The organism is Klebsiella sp. C349492 (genome assembly GCF_042055345.1).
GTDB lineage: Bacteria > Pseudomonadota > Gammaproteobacteria > Enterobacterales > Enterobacteriaceae > Klebsiella > Klebsiella scottii.
Genome location: NZ_JANQCE010000001.1, coordinates 906,426 through 922,792, shown reverse-complemented (window position 1 = coordinate 922,792; position 16,367 = coordinate 906,426). Strand labels below are relative to the sequence as shown.

The 16,367-nt window shown below is 62.4% G+C and carries 16 protein-coding genes; 15 read left to right on the top strand and 1 reads right to left on the bottom strand.

The genetic code is table 11. The features are described from left to right. Positions 1 to 5 precede the first annotated feature (5 nt). From nifD to nifM, 13 genes are all read left to right on the top strand, one after another. Positions 6 to 1,454: a nitrogenase molybdenum-iron protein alpha chain gene (gene nifD, locus NWP14_RS04475; protein ID WP_331834215.1), complete on the top strand. Its 1,449-nt coding sequence runs from the start codon at positions 6 to 8 to the stop codon at positions 1,452 to 1,454. Between the two features lie 55 nt (positions 1,455 to 1,509). Beyond that, entirely contained in the window at positions 1,510 to 3,072 is a 1,563-nt protein-coding gene (gene nifK, locus NWP14_RS04470; protein WP_375214847.1) for a nitrogenase molybdenum-iron protein subunit beta, read from the top strand. Between the two features lie 38 nt (positions 3,073 to 3,110). Continuing rightward, positions 3,111 to 3,329, top strand: a complete 219-nt coding sequence (gene nifT / locus NWP14_RS04465) for a putative nitrogen fixation protein NifT (protein ID WP_095103491.1) — start codon at positions 3,111 to 3,113, stop codon at positions 3,327 to 3,329. Positions 3,330 to 3,339: 10 nt separating this feature from the next. Next, positions 3,340 to 4,002 (top strand): NifB/NifX family molybdenum-iron cluster-binding protein, encoded by a 663-nt coding sequence (locus tag NWP14_RS04460; RefSeq protein WP_375214846.1) that lies wholly within the window; start codon positions 3,340 to 3,342, stop codon positions 4,000 to 4,002. A 193-nt stretch (positions 4,003 to 4,195) separates the two neighbouring features. After that, positions 4,196 to 5,569 carry a nitrogenase iron-molybdenum cofactor biosynthesis protein NifE gene (gene nifE / locus NWP14_RS04455; protein WP_095103488.1) on the top strand — a complete coding sequence of 458 codons (1,374 nt, stop codon included), beginning with the start codon at positions 4,196 to 4,198 and terminating at the stop codon, positions 5,567 to 5,569. A gap of 10 nt (positions 5,570 to 5,579) precedes the next feature. Continuing rightward, the gene (nifN, locus tag NWP14_RS04450; RefSeq protein WP_346431473.1) at positions 5,580 to 6,965 is read left to right on the top strand and encodes a nitrogenase iron-molybdenum cofactor biosynthesis protein NifN; all 1,386 of its coding nucleotides are present in this window, start codon (positions 5,580 to 5,582) and stop codon (positions 6,963 to 6,965) included. Beyond that, on the top strand, positions 6,952 to 7,422 hold the full coding sequence (locus NWP14_RS04445) for a NifB/NifX family molybdenum-iron cluster-binding protein (RefSeq protein WP_095103484.1): 471 nt from the start codon (positions 6,952 to 6,954) through the stop codon (positions 7,420 to 7,422). Before nifN ends, NWP14_RS04445 begins: the two co-directional genes overlap by 14 nt. 195 nt (positions 7,423 to 7,617) lie before the next feature. Next, entirely contained in the window at positions 7,618 to 8,442 is an 825-nt protein-coding gene (gene nifU, locus NWP14_RS04440) for a Fe-S cluster assembly protein NifU (protein ID WP_095103482.1), read from the top strand. Positions 8,443 to 8,471: 29 nt separating this feature from the next. Continuing rightward, positions 8,472 to 9,674, top strand: coding sequence for a cysteine desulfurase NifS (gene nifS / locus NWP14_RS04435; protein WP_375214845.1), 1,203 nt, complete (start codon positions 8,472 to 8,474; stop codon positions 9,672 to 9,674). Positions 9,675 to 9,687: 13 nt separating this feature from the next. Further along, positions 9,688 to 10,830 carry a homocitrate synthase gene (nifV, locus tag NWP14_RS04430; protein WP_346431470.1) on the top strand — a complete coding sequence of 381 codons (1,143 nt, stop codon included), beginning with the start codon at positions 9,688 to 9,690 and terminating at the stop codon, positions 10,828 to 10,830. Next, complete coding sequence (locus tag NWP14_RS04425; protein WP_095103586.1) at positions 10,830 to 11,090, top strand: nitrogenase-stabilizing/protective protein NifW; 261 nt, start codon at positions 10,830 to 10,832, stop codon at positions 11,088 to 11,090. Before nifV ends, NWP14_RS04425 begins: the two co-directional genes overlap by 1 nt. Beyond that, a complete protein-coding gene (locus NWP14_RS04420) occupies positions 11,087 to 11,527 on the top strand; it encodes a nitrogen fixation protein NifZ (RefSeq protein ID WP_375214844.1) in 441 nt (146 codons plus the stop codon). Before NWP14_RS04425 ends, NWP14_RS04420 begins: the two co-directional genes overlap by 4 nt. 2 nt (positions 11,528 to 11,529) lie before the next feature. Next, on the top strand, positions 11,530 to 12,330 hold the full coding sequence (gene nifM / locus NWP14_RS04415) for a nitrogen fixation protein NifM (RefSeq protein ID WP_331834221.1): 801 nt from the start codon (positions 11,530 to 11,532) through the stop codon (positions 12,328 to 12,330). Positions 12,331 to 12,353: 23 nt separating this feature from the next. Here nifM and NWP14_RS04410 read toward each other — a convergent pair whose 3' ends face one another. Further along, positions 12,354 to 12,884, bottom strand: a complete 531-nt coding sequence (locus NWP14_RS04410) for a flavodoxin (protein ID WP_095103474.1) — start codon at positions 12,882 to 12,884, stop codon at positions 12,354 to 12,356. 312 nt (positions 12,885 to 13,196) lie between these two features. Here NWP14_RS04410 and nifL point away from each other — a divergent pair, with 312 nt between their 5' ends. Together nifL and nifA are read left to right on the top strand one after the other, a co-directional pair. Continuing rightward, on the top strand, positions 13,197 to 14,684 hold the full coding sequence (gene nifL, locus NWP14_RS04405) for a nitrogen fixation negative regulator NifL (protein WP_095103472.1): 1,488 nt from the start codon (positions 13,197 to 13,199) through the stop codon (positions 14,682 to 14,684). Beyond that, on the top strand, positions 14,681 to 16,255 hold the full coding sequence (gene nifA / locus NWP14_RS04400) for a nif-specific transcriptional activator NifA (protein ID WP_375214843.1): 1,575 nt from the start codon (positions 14,681 to 14,683) through the stop codon (positions 16,253 to 16,255). Before nifL ends, nifA begins: the two co-directional genes overlap by 4 nt. Positions 16,256 to 16,367 lie beyond the last annotated feature (112 nt).

Sequence of the window (16,367 nt, the reverse complement as noted above, 5' to 3'; positions counted from 1 at the left end):
TCATCATGACCAACGCCACAGGCGAGCGTAATCTCGCGCTAATCCAGGAGGTCCTGGAAGTCTTTCCCGAAACTGCGCGTAAAGAGCGCAGAAAGCACATGATGGTCAGCGATCCGCAAATGGAGAGCGTCGGCAAGTGCATCATCTCGAACCGTAAATCGCAGCCCGGCGTGATGACCGTGCGCGGCTGCGCCTACGCCGGCTCCAAAGGAGTGGTATTCGGACCGATTAAGGATATGGCCCATATCTCCCACGGGCCGGTCGGCTGCGGCCAGTACTCGCGCGCCGGGCGCCGCAACTACTTCACCGGCGTCAGCGGCGTCGACAGCTTCGGCACCCTGAACTTCACCTCCGATTTTCAGGAGCGCGACATCGTCTTCGGCGGTGATAAAAAGCTCAGCAAACTGATTGAAGAGATGGAGCTATTGTTCCCGCTCACCAAGGGCATCACCATCCAGTCGGAGTGTCCGGTCGGGCTCATCGGCGATGATATCAGCGCCGTCGCCAACGCCAGCAGCAAGGCGCTGGATAAACCGGTGATCCCGGTGCGTTGCGAAGGATTTCGCGGCGTGTCGCAGTCGCTGGGGCACCATATCGCCAACGACGTGGTTCGCGACTGGGTGCTCAATAACCGTGAGGGGCAGCCGTTTGCATCCACCCCTTACGATGTGGCGATCATCGGCGATTACAACATCGGCGGCGATGCCTGGGCCTCGCGCATCCTGCTCGAAGAGATGGGGCTGCGGGTGGTCGCCCAGTGGTCCGGCGACGGCACCCTGGTGGAGATGGAGAACACCCCTTTCGTGAAGCTGAATCTGGTCCACTGCTACCGTTCGATGAACTACATCGCCCGGCACATGGAAGAAAAGCATCAGATCCCGTGGATGGAGTACAACTTCTTCGGCCCGACCAAAATCGCCGAATCGCTGCGCAAAATTGCCGACCAGTTTGACGACGCCATTCGCGCCAACGCCGAGGCGGTGATCGCCAAATATCAGGGGCAAACGGCGGCGATTATCGCCAAATACCGCCCGCGGCTGGAGGGGCGCAAGGTGCTGCTCTATATGGGCGGCCTGCGGCCACGGCACGTTATCGGCGCCTATGAAGATCTCGGCATGGAGATCGTCGCCGCCGGCTATGAGTTTGCCCATAACGATGACTACGACCGCACCCTGCCGGATCTGAAAGAAGGCACCCTGCTGTTCGATGACGCCAGCAGCTATGAGCTGGAGGCGTTTGTCAAAGCGCTGAAGCCTGACCTTATCGGCTCCGGGATCAAGGAAAAGTACATCTTCCAGAAAATGGGGGTTCCGTTCCGCCAGATGCACTCGTGGGACTACTCCGGCCCGTACCACGGCTACGATGGTTTCGCCATTTTTGCCCGCGATATGGATATGACCTTAAACAACCCGGCGTGGAACGAACTGATCGCCCCGTGGCTGAAGTCTGCGTGATTGCCCATTTATTGTCCCGTCTGTTCACCGATTTGTGGCGCGGGAGGAGAACACCATGAGCCAAACGATTGACAAAATTAATAGCTGTTATCCGCTATTTGAACAGGATGAATACCAGGAGCTGTTCCGCAATAAGCGGACGCTGGAAGAGGCCCACGACGCCCGGCGCGTGCAGGAGGTATTCGCCTGGACCACCACCGCCGAGTATGAAACGCTGAACTTTCAGCGCGAGGCGCTAACCGTTGACCCGGCAAAAGCCTGCCAGCCGCTGGGCGCGGTGCTCTGTTCGCTAGGGTTTGCCAACACCCTGCCCTATGTTCACGGTTCCCAGGGATGCGTGGCCTATTTTCGTACCTATTTTAACCGCCATTTCAAAGAGCCGATCGCCTGCGTTTCCGATTCGATGACCGAAGACGCGGCGGTCTTCGGCGGCAACAACAATATGAACCTCGGGCTGCGGAACGCCGGCGCGCTGTACAAACCGGAGATCATCGCGGTCTCCACCACCTGCATGGCGGAGGTTATCGGCGACGATCTGCAGGCGTTTATCGCCAACGCCAAAAAAGACGGTTTTGTCGATAGCAGCATTGCCGTGCCGCACGCCCATACGCCAAGCTTTATCGGCAGCCACGTCACCGGCTGGGACAATATGTTCGAAGGGTTCGCCAAAACCTTTACCGCCGACTATCAAGGGCAGCCGGGCAAACTGCAAAAGCTCAACCTGGTCACCGGCTTTGAGACCTATCTCGGCAACTTCCGCGTGCTGAAGCGGATGATGGCGCAGATGGCGGTGCCGTGCAGCCTGCTCTCCGATCCGTCGGAGGTCCTTGATACCCCCGCCGACGGCCATTATCGGATGTATGCGGGCGGCACCACCCAGCAGGAGATGAAGGAGGCCCCGGATGCCATCGATACGCTGCTCCTGCAGCCGTGGCAGCTGCTGAAAAGTAAAAAAGTGGTGCAGGATATGTGGAATCAGCCGGCGACCGAGGTGGCGATCCCGCTGGGGTTGGCCGCCACCGACGAGCTGCTGATGACCGTCAGCCAGCTCAGCGGCAGGCCGATTGCCGACGCCCTCACCCTTGAGCGCGGACGGCTGGTCGACATGATGCTCGACTCCCACACCTGGCTGCATGGCAAGAAATTTGGCCTGTACGGCGACCCGGACTTTGTGATGGGGCTGACCCGCTTTCTGCTGGAGCTCGGCTGCGAGCCGACGGTGATCCTGAGCCATAACGCCAACAAGCGCTGGCTGAAGGCGATGAAGAAAATGCTGGAGGCCTCGCCCTACGGTCGCGACAGCGAAGTGTTCATCAACTGCGACTTGTGGCACTTCCGTTCGCTGATGTTCACCCGCCAGCCGGACTTTATGATAGGCAACTCCTACGGCAAATTTATCCAGCGCGATACCCTGGCGAAGGGCAAAGCTTTTGAGGTACCGCTCATCCGTCTCGGCTTTCCGCTGTTCGACCGTCACCACCTGCACCGTCAGACCACCTGGGGTTATGAAGGCGCCATGAACATCGTCACGACGCTGGTGAACGCCGTGCTGGAGAAACTGGATAACGACACCGGCCAGTTAGGCAAAACCGATTACAGCTTCGACCTCGTCCGTTAACCATTTGCCGCCCCGCGAAAGCGGGGCCTGGAGGGGCTATGCCTATCGTGATTTTTCGTGAGCGCGGCGCGGATCTGTATGCCTATATCGCCAAACAGGATCTGGAAGCACGGGTGATACAGATTGAGCATAACGACGTTGACCGCTGGGGCGGCGCGATTTCGCTGGAGGGCGGCGGGCGCTACTACGTCAACCCGCAGCCGGAGCGGCCCGCCTTCCCGATAAGCCTGCGGGCAACCCGCAGTACGCTGATATAAGGAGCTGGAGATGTCCGACAACGATACCCTTTTCTGGCGCCTGCTGGCGCTATTCCAGACGCTGCCGGATCTGCCGCCGGCGCAAATACTAGACTGGCTGGCGCAGGAAAGCGGCGAAACCCTGACCCCGGAGGGGTTGGCCACCTTAACGCAGCCGCAGCTCGCCGCCGCCTTTCCGTCAACGACGGCCGTTATGTCCCCGGCCCGCTGGTCGCGGGTGATGGCCAGCCTGCGGGGCGCGCTGCCCGTTCATCTGCGCATTGCCCGTCCCGCTCAGCGGACGCCGCAGCTGCTGGCCGCATTTTGCTCCCAGGACGGCCTGCTCATTAACGGCCATTTCGGCCAGGGACGCCTGTTTTTTATCTATGCCTTCGATGAGCAAGGCGGCTGGCTGTACGATCTGCGCCGCTATCCGTCAGAGCCGGGCCAGCAGGAGGCCAGCGAAGCGCGCGCCCGGCTGCTTGATGATTGCCAGCTGCTGTTCTGCCAGGAGATCGGCGGACCCGCCGCCGCCCGACTGATTCGCCACCAGATCCATCCGATGAAAGCGCAGCCCGGCACCGCGATTCAGGCCCAGTGCGAGGCCATCAACGCGCTGCTGACCGGGCGTTTGCCGCCGTGGCTGGCGAAGCGGCTTAACAGGGATAATCCGCTGCAGGAACGCGTCTTTTAGCCCCCCTGCTGTTTGCCCGTTGCCCGCTGACCCCGCGGGCTTTTTTTCTTCCCCGGCCACAACCCACAATATTCCCGTCCGATTGTTGGCTTTGTCGCAAAGCTGACAAGGCTTTCCCTTTAAAAATCAATAGCCCCTGGGTGGAGCGCGAATTGCATTTCCATCATCATCCCCCACGTTCTACGAGGTCACTATGAAGGGAAATGAAATTCTGGCGCTGCTGGATGAGCCCGCCTGCGAACATAACCATAAACAGAAGTCCGGCTGTAGCGCGCCAAAACCCGGCGCCACCGCCGGCGGCTGCGCGTTCGACGGCGCCCAGATCGCTCTGCTACCCATCGCCGACGTGGCGCACCTGGTGCATGGCCCCATCGGCTGCGCCGGCAGCTCATGGGATAACCGCGGCAGCATAAGCTCCGGGCCGAACATTAACCGGCTGGGGTTCACTACCGATCTCAACGAGCAGGATGTGATTATGGGCCGCGGCGAGCGCCGCCTGTTTCACGCGGTTCGCCATATCGTTACGCGCTACCGTCCGGCGGCGGTCTTTATCTACAACACCTGCGTGCCGGCAATGGAAGGCGACGACCTTGAAGCGGTATGCCAGGCCGCGCAGACCGCCACCGGCGTGCCGGTTATCGCCATCGACGCCGCCGGTTTTTACGGCAGCAAAAACCTCGGCAACCGGCTGGCCGGCGAGGTGATGGTCAAGCGGGTCATCGGCCAGCGCGAACCGGCCCCCTGGCCGGAGGCATCCCCGTTCGCCCCGGAGCATCGCCATGACGTTGGCCTGATTGGCGAGTTTAATATCGCCGGCGAGTTCTGGCATATTCAGCCGCTGCTCGATGAGCTGGGGGTCCGCGTGCTCGGCAGCCTCTCCGGCGACGGGCGCTTTGCCGAAATCCAGACCATGCACCGGGCGCAGGCCAATATGCTGGTCTGTTCGCGGGCGCTAATCAACGTCGCGAGGGCGCTGGAGCAACGCTACGGCACGCCGTGGTTCGAAGGCAGTTTTTACGGTATCCGCGCGACCTCCGATGCCCTGCGTCAGCTGGCGGCCCTGCTGGGCGATGACGATCTGTGCCGCCGCACCGAAGCGCTGATTGCGCGCGAAGAGCGGGCGGCGGAGCTGGCGCTCAGGCCGTGGCGCGAACAGCTTCGCGGACGCAAAGCCCTGCTCTACACCGGCGGCGTCAAATCCTGGTCGGTGGTGTCGGCGCTGCAGGATCTGGGGATGAGCGTGGTGGCGACCGGCACGCGCAAATCCACCGAGGAAGATAAACAGCGGATCCGCGAACTGATGGGCGAAGAGGCGGTCATGCTGGATGAAGGCAACGCCCGCACGCTGCTGGACGTGGTCTACCGCTATCAGGCCGACCTGATGATCGCCGGCGGGCGCAATATGTACACCGCCTACAAGGCCCGGCTGCCGTTTCTCGATATCAATCAGGAACGCGAGCACGCCTTCGCCGGCTATCAGGGCATCGTCACCCTCGCCCGCCAGATCTGCCAGACCATCAACAGCCCGATCTGGCCGCAAACTCATTCCCGCGCCCCCTGGCACTAAGGAGCACAGCATGGCAGAAATTTTCCGCACCGATAAACCGCTGGCGGTCAGTCCGATCAAAACCGGCCAACCGCTCGGCGCAATCCTCGCCAGCCTCGGGATCGGACACTGCATCCCGCTGGTCCACGGCGCGCAGGGATGCAGCGCCTTCGCTAAGGTCTTTTTTATTCAGCACTTCCACGACCCGGTGCCCTTACAGTCGACGGCGATGGACCCGACCTCGACGATTATGGGCGCGGACGGCAATATCTTTACCGCGCTCGATACCCTGTGCCAGCGCAACGCTCCGCAGGCCATCGTGCTGCTCAGCACCGGGCTGTCGGAGGCTCAGGGCAGCGATATGTCCCGGGTGGTGCGCCAGTTTCGCGAAGAGCATCCCCGGCACAAAGGGGTGGCGATACTGACGGTCAACAGCCCTGATTTTTATGGCTCTATGGAAAACGGCTTCAGCGCCGTGCTGGAGAGCGTCATTGAGCAGTGGGTGGCGCCGACGCCCCGCGCCGGCCAGCGTAATCGTCGGGTCAATCTGCTGGTCAGCCACCTCTGCTCCCCCGGCGATATCGAGCTGCTGCGCCGCTACGTTGAAGCCTTTGGCCTGCAGCCGGTGATCCTGCCGGACCTGGCGCAATCGATGGACGGGCACCTCGCGCAAGGGGATTTTTCGCCGGTGACCCAGGGCGGGACGCCGCTGCGCCTGATAGAGCAGATGGGGCAGAGCCTGTGCAGCTTCGCCATCGGCGCCTCGCTGAGTCGGGCGTCGTCCCTGCTGGCCCAGCGCAGCCACGGCGAGGCGATCGCCCTTCCGCACCTGATGACCCTTGAGCACTGCGATACGTTCATTCATCAGCTGGCGAAAATTTCCGGACGCGGCGTTCCGCAGTGGATTGAACGCCAGCGTGGACAGCTTCAGGATGCGATGATCGACTGCCACACGTGGCTCCAGGACCAGCGCATGGCGATGGCGGCAGAAGGCGATCTGCTGGCGGCATGGTGCGATTTTGCCAGCAGCCAGGGAATGCGGCCAGGTCCGCTGGTCGCCCCCACCGGCCATCCCAGCCTGCGCCAGCTGCCGGTCGAACGCGTCGTGCCGGGGGATCTGGAGGATCTGCAAAACCTGCTCTGCTCGCAGCCCGCCGACCTGCTGGTAGCCAATTCTCACGCCTGCGACCTCGCGGAACAGTTTGCGCTACCGCTGATCCGCGCGGGTTTCCCTCTCTTTGACAGGCTCGGCGAGTTCCGGCGGGTGCGGCAAGGCTATGGCGGTATGCGCGATACGCTGTTTGAACTGGCAAACCTGATGCGCGAGCGTCACCGCCAGGTCGCCCTCTACCGCTCGCCGCTGCGCCAGAATGCCGAACCGCCCTTCACCACAGGAGCCGCTTATGCCGCCCATTAACCGCCAGTTTGACATGGTCCATTCCGATGAGTGGTCCATGAAGGTCGCCTTTGCCAGCTCCGACTATCGCCATGTCGACCGCCACTTCGGCGCCACGCCGCGGCTGGTGGTGTATGGCGTCAAGGAGGATCGGGTCACCCTGATCCGGGTGGTTGATTTCTCGGTCGAAAGCGGCCATCAGGCGGAGAAGATTGGTCAGCGCATCCATGCCCTTGAGGATTGCGTCACCCTGTTCTGCGTGGCAATCGGCGATGCGATATTTCGCCAGCTGCTGCAGGTTGGCGTCCGCGCCGAACGCGTGCCCGCCGACACCAAAATTGTCGATTTACTCCAGGAGATCCAGCTCTACTGGTACGCCAAAGAGCAGCGCAAAAGCGCCCGCAGGCGCGACCCTGAGCGCTTTACCCGCCTGCTTGAGGAGCAGGAGTGGCGGGAGGAGCGGGACCCGCGCGGCTAACCGTGTCGTTTCTGTGACAAACCCCACAACAAATAACGACACTGTCGGCCCGTATTGTCAGGGGAAAATCCTAACCCTCTAAAAATAAACGTATTTACGCATTGGTATTGCATTTGCTTGTTCATCACCACCACCGCGCTTTTAGCGGTGGAACGCGCCCCGGCGTTTTCCGTCATCATCCCTGGAGCTGACAGCATGTGGAATTACTCCGAGAAAGTGAAAGACCATTTTTTTAATCCCCGCAACGCGCGCGTGGTGGACAACGCCAACGCGGTGGGCGATGTGGGTTCATTGAGCTGCGGCGACGCGCTGCGCCTGATGCTGCGCGTCGACCCGCAAAGCGAAATAATCGAGGAGGCCGGATTCCAGACCTTTGGCTGCGGCAGCGCGATCGCCTCCTCTTCCGCGCTGACGGAGCTGATCGTCGGCCGCACGCTTACCGAAGCCGGAGAGGTTACCAACCAGCAGATCGCCGATTATCTCGACGGACTGCCGCCGCAAAAAATGCACTGCTCGGTGATGGGCCAGGAGGCGCTGCGGGCGGCTATCGCCAACTTTCGCGGCGAGAGCCTCGAAGAGGAGCATGAAGAAGGCCGGCTGATTTGCAAATGCTTCGGCGTCGATGAAGGGCATATCCGCCGCGCGGTGCTCAACAACGGCCTGACCACCCTTGAAGAGGTGATTAACTACACCAAAGCGGGCGGCGGCTGCACTTCCTGCCATGAGCAGATCGAGCTGGCGCTGGCGGAGATCCTTGCGCAGCAGCCGCCGAGCCCCCTTCCCGCCGCCAGCGGCAAAGATCCGCACTGGCAGAGCGTGGTCGACACCATCGCCGAACTGCGCCCGCATATTCAGGCCGACGGCGGCGATATGTCGCTTCTCAACGTCGCCAACCACCAGGTCACCGTGAGCCTTTCCGGCAGCTGCAGCGGCTGCATGATGACCGATATGACCCTGGCCTGGCTGCAGCAGAAGCTGATGGAACGTACCGGCTGTTATATGGAAGTGGTGGCGGCATAGCCGCGGTTAACTGACCCAAGGGGGACAAGATGAAACAGGTTTATCTCGATAACAACGCCACCACCCGTTTAGACCCGATGGTCCTCGAAGCGATGATGCCCTTTTTGACCGATTTTTACGGCAATCCCTCGTCCATCCATGACTTTGGCATTCCGGCCCAGGCCGCCCTCGAGCGGGCTCATCAGCAGGCCGCGGCGCTGCTCGGGGCGGAGTATCCCAGCGAGATAATTTTTACCTCCTGCGCCACCGAGGCCACCGCCACCGCCATCGCCTCGGCGACGGCGCTGATGCCGGAACGCCGGGAGATCGTAACCACCGCGGTCGAACATCCGGCGACGCTGGCTGCGTGCGAACACCTGGAGCGCCAGGGCTATCTGATCCACCGTATCGCGGTAGACGGCAACGGCGCGCTGGATATGGCGCAGTTCCGGGCGGCGCTCAGCCCGCGGGTCGCGCTGGTCAGCGTGATGTGGGCGAATAACGAAACCGGCGTCATTTTCCCGGTGGTCGAGATGGCGGAGCTGGCTCATGAACAGGGCGCGCTGTTCCACTGCGACGCGGTGCAGGTGGTGGGCAAGCTGCCGATAGCGGTCGGTAAGACCGCCATCGATATGCTCTCCTGCTCGGCGCATAAGTTTCACGGTCCGAAAGGCGTCGGCTGCCTGTATCTGCGCCGGGGAACGCGCTTTCGCCCGCTGCTGCGCGGCGGCCATCAGGAGTACGGACGGCGGGCCGGAACGGAAAACATCACCGGGATCGTCGGCATGGGCGCGGCCTGCGAGCTGGCGCAGATCCATCTGCCGGGAATGGAGCAAACGGGCCAGCTGCGCGATCGCCTCGAACGGCGCCTGCAGGCCTGCGTCCCTGCGGTCATGGTGATGGGCGGCGGCCAGCCGCGCGTGCCCGGCACTCTGAATCTGGCCTTTGAGTTTATTGAAGGGGAAGCGATCCTGCTGCTGCTGAATCAGGTCGGGATTGCCGCCTCCAGCGGCAGCGCCTGCACCTCAGGTTCGCTGGAGCCCTCGCACGTGATGCGGGCGATGAATATTCCCTACACCGCGGCCCACGGCACCATCCGTTTTTCCCTCTCGCGCTACACCCGGGAAAAAGAGATTGATTACGTCATTGCCATGCTGCCGCCGATCGTTGACCGGCTGCGGGCGCTGTCGCCCTACTGGCAGGACGGCAGGCCGCATCCGGCGGCAGACGTCTTCACTCCGGTTTATGGCTAAGGCGGAGGCGACGATGAGACGCGTGCTGATCAACGACACCACGCTGCGCGATGGCGAACAGAGTCCCGGCGTGGCCTTCCGCCCCAGCGAGAAGGTGGCCATTGCCGAGGCGCTGTATGCGGCGGGGGTTACGGCGATGGAAGTGGGCACCCCGGCAATGGGGGATGAGGAGATCGCGCGGATCCAGCTGGTGCGCCGCCAGCTTCCCCAGGCCACGCTGATGACCTGGTGTCGGATGAATGCGCTGGAGATTCGCCAGAGCGCCGATTTGGGCATCGACTGGGTGGATATCTCCATTCCGGCCTCGGACAAGCTGCGGCAGTACAAGCTGCGCGAACCGCTGGCGGTGCTGCTGGAGCGGCTGGCGACGTTTATTCAGCTCGCCCGGAGCCTCGGCCTGCAGGTGTGCATTGGCTGCGAAGATGCCTCCCGCGCCGGCGGGCAGAACCTGGGCGATATCGCCAGGGTGGCGCAGCAGTCCGGCGCGTCCCGCCTGCGCTACGCCGATACGGTCGGCATACTCGACCCGTTTACCACCTTCGAGCAAATCTCGGCCCTGCGCGAAGCGTGGGCTGGTGAAATAGAGATGCATGCCCATAACGATCTCGGTCTCGCCGCCGCTAATACGCTGGCGGCGGTGCGCGCCGGAGCCTCCAGCGTGAATACCACCACCCTCGGCCTCGGCGAACGCGCGGGCAACGCGGCGCTGGAAACCGTGGCGCTGGGCCTGGAGCGCTGCCTCGGCGTCGAGACCGGCGTTTACTTCCCGGCGCTTCCGGCGCTCTGTCAGAAAGTTTCGGCGGCGGCGCAGCGCCCTATCGACCCGCAGCAGCCGCTGGTCGGCGAGCTGGTCTTTACCCACGAATCGGGAGTCCACGTGGCGGCGCTGCTGCGCGATCGCGAGAGCTATCAGGCGATCGACCCGGCGCTGGTCGGCCGCAGCTACCGGCTGGTGCTGGGAAAACACTCCGGGCGCCAGGCGGTCAACGGCATTTTCGATCGGATGGGCTATCACCTCAGCTCAGCGCAAATTAACCAACTGCTGCCCGCCATCCGCCGCTTTGCCGAGAGCGGGAAGCGCAGCCCGCGGGACTATGAGCTGGTCGCGATTTATGACGAGCTGTGCGGCGCAGCCGCGCTGCGAGCAGGGGGATAATCATGGAGTGGTTTTATCAAATTCCCGGCGTGGACGAACTTAGCTCCGCCGAATCGTTCTTTCAGTTTTTCTCCGTGCCCTATCAGCCAGAACGGCTTGGCCGCTGCTGCCTGCCGGTGCTGGCGACGTTTCACCGCAAGCTGCGTGCCGAAGTCCCGCTACAGAACCGGCTGGAAGAGAACGCCCGCGCCTCGTGGCTGCTGGCGCGGCGGCTGCTCGCGGAGAGCTACCAGCAGCAGTTTCAGGAGGACGACAGATGAGGCCAAAATTCACCTTCAGCGACGCGGTGCGGGTGGTGCGCGCGATTCGTAACGATGGCACCGTCGCGGGCTTCGCCCCCGGCGAGCTGCTGGTCAGGCGCGGCAGCACCGGCTTTGTCCGCGACTGGGGCGTCTTTTTACAGGATCAAATTATTTACCAGATCCACTTCCCGGAGAGCGACCGGATCATCGGCTGCCGCGAGCAGGAGCTGATCCCCCTCGCCCAGCCCTGGTTGGCCGGAAACTTGCAGTATGGAGATACCGTCACCTGCCGGATGGCGCTGGCCGTCGGCGGCGAGGTGGTGGTTAACGTTGGCCAACAGGGGCGCATTGAGGCAACCGATCGGGGCGAACGCGGCGACAGCTATACCGTCGACTTTAGCGGCCGCTGGTTTACCGTGCCGGTACAGGCCATCAGCCTCGTCGAGGAGAGATAATCATGAACGCATGGGAACGGTTTGGCCGGCAGCGCCTGGCGCGCAGCCGCTGGAACAGTGAACCGGCCGCATTGAATGCCGCCGATACGCAGGCCTTTGAGCAGGCCTGGCAGCGCCAGCGTGAGATGGAGCTGGCTATCGTCGCCCTGGTTCCCGCGCACGATATTGCGCCGGAGCTGAGGGATAACGTTGCCGCTTCGCTCGGGATCTGGCTTAGCGACGGAGGCTTTACCCCCGACGAGCGCGCGGCCATCGTGCTTCATCACACCCGGCTGGAGATCGCGTTTGCCGAACTGGCGCAGCAGGTGCCGCAGCCGGACCCGTCGACGGTGCAGGCCTGGTATCTTCACCATCAGGCGCATTTTATGCGCCCGGAACAGCGCCTGACCCGCCACCTGCTGCTGACGGTCGATGGCGACCTCGAGGCGGTTCATGAGCAAATCCAGGGGCTGCACCAGCAAATCAGCGCCTCCCGAGATGCGTTTGCGCCGCTGGCGCAGCGCTATTCTCAGTGCCCGAGCGCGCTGGAGGGCGGGCGCTTAGGCTGGATTAGCCGGGGATTGCTCTATCCGCAGCTGGAGACGGCGCTGTTTGCGCTCGCGGAAAATGCGCTGAGCCCGCCCGTCGCCAGTGAGCTGGGATGGCACCTGTTATGGTGTGAAGCGATTCGCCCCGCCGCGCCGATGGATCGGCATAAGGCGCTGGAGAGCGCCCGCGATTATCTGTGGCAGCAAAGCCAGCAGCGCCATCAGCGCCAGTGGCTGCAGCAGATGATTTCACGCCAGCCGGGGCTGTGCGGGTAGCCTTTGCGGCTACCCGCGAAAACTCACAGCACGATGCGTTTAATCTCTTCAAGCCAGGCAGTCAGGCGCTCTTCGGTGCGATCGAACTGGTTATCCTGGTCGAGAACCAGTCCCACAAACCGCTCGCCTTCCAGCGCCGATGAGGCGCTAAATTCATATCCCTCATTCGGCCAGCTGCCGATAATCTGCGCCCCGCAGGCGTCGAGGACGTCATACAGCGGGCGCATTCCGCTGGCGAAGTTGTCGGGATAGCCCTGCTGATCGCCAAGGCCGAACAGCGCCACGGTTTTACCGCTCAGGCTGATGCCGTCGAGCGTATGGATAAATTCGCCCCATGATTCACTCTCGCAGCCGGCCGCAAGGCCCGGTAGCTGGCCGTCGCCCAGCGTCGGGGTTCCCAGCAGCAGTACCGGATAGGCCATAAACTCATCCAGCGTCGCGCGGTTAATGTTTACCGGGGCATCCGCTACGTCGCCCAACTGCTTGTGGATCAGCTTCGCAATTTTGCGCGTTTTGCCGGTATCGGTGCCGAAGAAAATGCCAATGTTCGCCATATTACGCTCCTGTCGGGAAAGGTGTTTAAAACACGAGTTATCGCCAGGGGTATTGCGAAGGCTGTGCCAGGTTTATTTGCACTATCGCGGCTCACGCCTGCCCCATAACGATCGCTCATTGCCCCTTCTCGCGCCCGCAGCCGGGCCTGAAAAACGCCAAAATAGCCTGATTTCCCGCTGTTGGATCAATGTTTCATCAGGTCGTTTGGATAAGGGCTCACGGTTTGCATGGTTATCCGCATGCGGATAAAACCGCGGCGTTGGCGTCGCGGTGTCGGACAAATTGTCATAACTGCGACACAGGAGTTTGCGATGACCCTGAATATGATGCTCGATAACGCCGTGCCGGAGGCGATTGCCGGCGCGCTGACTCAACAACATCCGGGGCTGTTTTTTACCATGGTGGAACAGGCGTCGGTGGCGATTTCACTCACCGATGCGAGAGCCAATATTATTTACGCCAATCCGGCGTTTTGCCGCCAGACCGGCTATTCGCTGGCGCAGCTGTTGAACCAGAACCCGCGGCTGCTGGCCAGCAGCCAGACGCCGCGCGAGATCTACCAGCAGATGTGGCAAACGCTGCTCCAGCGCCAGCCCTGGCGCGGCCAGTTGATCAATCAGCGCCGCGACGGCGGCCTGTATCTGGTGGATATCGACATCACGCCGGTGCTGAATCCCCAGGGCGAGCTGGAGCACTATCTGGCGATGCAGCGGGATATCAGCGTCAGCTACACCCTGGAGCAGCGCCTGCGCAATCACATGACGCTGATGGAGGCCGTGCTCAATAATATTCCCGCCGCCGTGGTGGTGGTCGACGAGCAGGATCGGGTGGTGATGGATAACCTCGCCTACAAAACCTTCTGCGCGGACTGCGGCGGGAAAGAGCTGCTGGTCGAACTGCAGGTTTCGCCGCGTAAAATGGGGCCCGGCGCGGAGCAAATCCTGCCGCTGGCGGTACGCGGCGCGGTGCGCTGGCTGTCGGTGACCTGCTGGGCGCTGCCCGGCGTCAGCGAAGAAGCCAGCCGCTACTTTGTCGACAGCGCCCCGGCGCGGACGCTGGTCGTCATTACCGACTGCTCGCAGCAGCGCCAGCAGCAGGAGCAGGGCCGCCTCGATCGGCTCAAACAGCAGATGACCGCCGGTAAGCTGCTGGCCGCCATTCGCGAGTCTCTGGACGCGGCGTTAATTCAGCTAAACTGTCCGATCAACATGCTGGCAGCGGCCCGCCGGCTCAACGGCGAAGGCGGCGGTAACGTGGCGCTGGAGGCGGCGTGGCGCGAAGGTGAAGAGGCGATGGCCCGCCTGCAGCGCTGCCGGCCCTCCCTGGAGCTGGAAAGCAACGCCGCCTGGCCGCTGCAGCCCTTCTTCGACGATCTGTGCGCGCTCTATCGTACCCGCTTCGACGATCGCGGCCTGCTGCTGGTCGATATGGCCTCCCCGCACCTGATCGGCTTTGGCCAGCGCACGCAGCTGCTGGCCTGCCTGAGCCTGTGGTTCGACCGCACGCTGGCGCTCGCCGCCGAGCTGCCCTCCGTGGCGCTGGAGATGCAGCTCTACGCCGAAGAAGAAGAGGGCTGGCTTTCGCTATACCTTAATGACAATGTGCCGCTGCTGCAGGTGCGCTATACCCACTCCCCGGACGCCTTAAACTCTCCCGGCAAAGGGATGGAGCTGCGGTTAATCCAGACCCTGGTCGCCCATCATCGTGGCGCCATCGAACTAACTTCCCGCCCGCAGGGGGGAACCTGTCTTGTTCTGCGTTTCCCCCTCTTCAACACCCTGACCGGAGGTGAGCTATGACCCACAAACCCGACTCAGACACCACCGTCAGGCGCTTTGATCTCTCTCAGCAGTTCACCGCCATGCAGCGCATCAGCGTCGTGCTGAGCCGCGCCACCGAGGCCAGCAAGACGCTCCAGGAGGTGCTGAGCGTGTTATACAACGATGCCTTTATGCAGCACGGCATGATCTGCCTTTACGATAGCGAGCAGGAAATTCTCAGCATCGAAGCGCTACAGCAAACCGAGCATCAGACGCTGCCGGGCAGTACGCAGATCCGCTACCGGCCGGGGGAAGGATTAGTCGGCACCGTGCTGGCCCGGGGCCAGTCGCTGGTGCTGCCGCGCGTCGCCGACGATCGGCGGTTTCTCGATCGCCTCAGCCTGTATGATTACGATCTGCCATTTATCGCGGTGCCGCTGATGGGGCCCAATTCTCAGCCCATCGGCGTGCTGTCGGCGCAGCCGATGGTGCGTCAGGATGAGCGTCTCCCGGCCTGCACGCGGTTTCTCGAAACCGTCGCCAACCTGATAGCCCAGACCATTCGCCTGATGATCCTCCCGGCGCCCGGGCAGCAGCCGCCTCAGACGCTCTCAAGGGCCGAGCGGCCGCGCACCTGCGCGCCGTCGCGCAGTTTTGGCCTTGAGACGATGGTCGGCAAAAGCCCGTCGATGCGCCAGATTATGGAGATTATTCGTCAGGTCTCCCGCTGGGATACCACGGTACTGGTACGCGGTGAGAGCGGAACCGGGAAAGAGCTGATTGCCAATGCCATTCACCATAATTCACCGCGCGCCGCCGCCGCGTTCGTAAAGTTTAACTGCGCGGCGCTGCCGGACACCCTGCTGGAGAGCGAGCTGTTCGGCCATGAGAAAGGCGCGTTTACCGGGGCGGTGCGTCAGCGCAAGGGGCGCTTTGAGCTGGCGGACGGCGGCACCCTGTTTCTCGATGAGATTGGCGAAAGCAGCGCCTCGTTTCAGGCCAAGCTGCTGCGTATCCTGCAGGAGGGAGAGATGGAGCGCGTGGGCGGCGATGAAACCCTGCGCGTGAACGTGCGCATCATCGCGGCGACCAACCGTCATCTGGAGGAGGAAGTGCGGCTGGGGAATTTCCGCGAGGATCTCTACTATCGCCTGAACGTGATGCCTATCGCCCTGCCCCCGCTGCGCGAACGCCAGGAGGATATCGCCGAGCTGGCGCATTTTCTGGTGCGCAAAATCGCCCAGAACCAGGGCCGGACGCTGCGGATCAGCGACGGCGCGATCCGCCTGCTGATGGAGTATAGCTGGCCGGGAAACGTGCGCGAACTGGAAAACTGCCTTGAACGTTCGGCGGTGATGTCGGAGAGCGGGCTGATCGACCGGGACGTGATTTTGTTCAATCATTACGACACGATGCCGAAAGCGTTGCCCGCCAGCGGTCCGTCAGAAGATGGCTGGCTCGACAATACGCTCGATGAGCGCCAGCGGCTGATTGCCGCGCTGGAAAAGGCGGGCTGGGTTCAGGCTAAAGCGGCGCGCCTGCTCGGGATGACGCCGCGCCAGGTCGCTTACCGGATCCAAATCATGGACATCACCATGCCGCGAATCTGACCCGCCGTGTGAGGTTCAGGACATTGTCAGCACCGGGGCGGAATTGCGACAATTTATCGCCGGACATTATCTTTAAATTTCAGTAATTTGACAATTAAACGTTTGGTACAGC

What these genes read in the sequence shown, in the direction of transcription:
- nifL (WP_095103472.1), top strand. Translation starts at nt 13,197, where the DNA reads ATGACCCTGAATATGATGCTCGATAACGCCGTGCCGGAGGCGATTGCC.
- nifN (WP_346431473.1), top strand. Translation starts at nt 5,580, where the DNA reads ATGGCAGAAATTTTCCGCACCGATAAACCGCTGGCGGTCAGTCCGATC.
- NWP14_RS04410 (WP_095103474.1), bottom strand. Translation starts at nt 12,884, where the DNA reads ATGGCGAACATTGGCATTTTCTTCGGCACCGATACCGGCAAAACGCGC.
- NWP14_RS04460 (WP_375214846.1), top strand. Translation starts at nt 3,340, where the DNA reads ATGTCCGACAACGATACCCTTTTCTGGCGCCTGCTGGCGCTATTCCAG.
- nifV (WP_346431470.1), top strand. Translation starts at nt 9,688, where the DNA reads ATGAGACGCGTGCTGATCAACGACACCACGCTGCGCGATGGCGAACAG.
- NWP14_RS04445 (WP_095103484.1), top strand. Translation starts at nt 6,952, where the DNA reads ATGCCGCCCATTAACCGCCAGTTTGACATGGTCCATTCCGATGAGTGG.
- nifS (WP_375214845.1), top strand. Translation starts at nt 8,472, where the DNA reads ATGAAACAGGTTTATCTCGATAACAACGCCACCACCCGTTTAGACCCG.
- nifU (WP_095103482.1), top strand. Translation starts at nt 7,618, where the DNA reads ATGTGGAATTACTCCGAGAAAGTGAAAGACCATTTTTTTAATCCCCGC.
- nifT (WP_095103491.1), top strand. Translation starts at nt 3,111, where the DNA reads ATGCCTATCGTGATTTTTCGTGAGCGCGGCGCGGATCTGTATGCCTAT.
- nifM (WP_331834221.1), top strand. Translation starts at nt 11,530, where the DNA reads ATGAACGCATGGGAACGGTTTGGCCGGCAGCGCCTGGCGCGCAGCCGC.
- nifE (WP_095103488.1), top strand. Translation starts at nt 4,196, where the DNA reads ATGAAGGGAAATGAAATTCTGGCGCTGCTGGATGAGCCCGCCTGCGAA.
- NWP14_RS04420 (WP_375214844.1), top strand. Translation starts at nt 11,087, where the DNA reads ATGAGGCCAAAATTCACCTTCAGCGACGCGGTGCGGGTGGTGCGCGCG.
- nifA (WP_375214843.1), top strand. Translation starts at nt 14,681, where the DNA reads ATGACCCACAAACCCGACTCAGACACCACCGTCAGGCGCTTTGATCTC.
- nifD (WP_331834215.1), top strand. Translation starts at nt 6, where the DNA reads ATGACCAACGCCACAGGCGAGCGTAATCTCGCGCTAATCCAGGAGGTC.
- nifK (WP_375214847.1), top strand. Translation starts at nt 1,510, where the DNA reads ATGAGCCAAACGATTGACAAAATTAATAGCTGTTATCCGCTATTTGAA.